The sequence below is a fragment of the Microcystis sp. M49636_WE2 genome, from assembly GCF_030065375.1.
Taxonomy (GTDB): domain Bacteria; phylum Cyanobacteriota; class Cyanobacteriia; order Cyanobacteriales; family Microcystaceae; genus Microcystis; species Microcystis aeruginosa_C.
This window is the reverse complement of sequence record NZ_JASJFG010000248.1, coordinates 1-1,570: the sequence shown is the minus strand read 5'-3', so window position 1 is coordinate 1,570 and position 1,570 is coordinate 1. Positions and strand designations below refer to the sequence as shown.

The following is a 1,570-nucleotide window of genomic DNA, read 5'->3' as shown; positions in this document are numbered from 1 at the left end:
TTATGCCGATTGGGGATGGGGAAGTGGGGAGCAGGGGAAATTCAACTAAAACCCTAAAACCCAATACCCAACCGCCAAAACCTAAAGCTCAACAGTTAAACCCTAACAGCTAACGCACCGATCGAGCGCTCAATCATTATTATAGAGACAGTAACAAATATTTATGAAACTTCATGCTTATTAATCGTCTTGGCATCGATCGCGGGAAAAAATTCCTTAAAGAGAGTATCTTGTTCGGAAATGACCCTAATCCCGAATTAATTGGCATTTTAGGGGTTTATTTCGTGCAGGGCATTCTCGGACTCTCCCGATTAGCGGTTAGCTTTTTTTTAAAAGACGATTTGGCCTTGAGTCCCTCCCAGATGGGGGCATTAATCGGAGTGGCGGCGATTCCTTGGGTGATTAAACCAGCTTTTGGATTTCTTTCGGATGGTTTGCCTATTTTTGGCTATCGTCGTCGCCCCTACCTCATTTTATCGGGAATTCTCGGTGTTTTAGCTTGGTTGGCCCTAGCCACTGTGGTGGAGAATGCTTGGCAAGCGACGGCGGCGATCCTGCTTGGTTCCCTTTCTGTCACCATTAGTGATGTCATCGTCGATTCTTTGGTAGTAGAAAGGGCCCGCAGAGAGTCCTTCACTCAATCCGGTTCTCTACAGTCCTTAACTTGGGGAATATCGGCGCTAGGCGGCTTAATTACGGCTTATCTCGGGGGTTGGTTACTGGCACACCTCGGTACTCGTCCTGTCTTCGCTCTCACGGCTATTTTTCCCCTGATTGCCTCCGCCATGGCGTTTTTAATTACAGAGGAAAAAGTCAAGAATAATGATGATGCACAATCCACGCCCAAAGTCAAGGAGCAAATCGGGCAATTATGGTCAGCAATTAGACAAAAATCAATTTTATTACCCACTGCCTTTATTTTCCTCTGGCAGGCTACTCCTAGCGCCGATTCTGCCTTTTTCTACTTCACCACCAACGAGTTAGGATTTGAACCAGAATTTTTAGGACGAGTGCGCTTAGTCACCAGTTTAGCCTCGATCCTGGGTATCTGGGTATATCAACGGTTTTTAAAAGCGATTTCCTTTCGTTTAATTTTGGGTTGGAGTACGGTGATTTCTGCGCTTTTAGGCATGACTACCCTACTCTTAGTTACCCATACTAATCGAGCGCTCGGTATTGACGATCATTGGTTTAGTTTGGGGGATAGTCTCATCCTCACCGTCATGGGACAAATTGCCTTTTTACCCGTCTTAATCTTATCGGCCCGTCTTTGTCCCGTGGGCATTGAAGCATCTCTATTCGCTTTATTAATGTCTATCTGGAATATGTCGGGATTAGTTTCCCAAGAAATCGGAGCTTTATTAACCCATTGGTTGGGAGTCACCGAAACTAATTTTGATAACCTTTGGTTATTGGTGGTGATTACTAATCTCTCTACTCTCCTACCTTTACCCCTAATTAAATGGCTACCTTCTACGGATCCCCAATCTCAGGAAGTCAAGAAAACTTTTCCCCCCGCAGAAGTCTTTGAACATCATGTTACTGGTTCTTTAGCTGAACCCGGTTTTAT

General features: G+C 45.0%; 1 protein-coding gene. It reads left to right on the top strand.

Translation table 11 applies throughout. From position 1 onward, the window contains the following. Positions 1-173: 173 nt before the first annotated feature. On the top strand, positions 174-1,570 hold a 1,397-nt coding region (locus tag PX484_RS05965; RefSeq protein ID WP_288103140.1), incomplete at its 3' end, for a folate/biopterin family MFS transporter.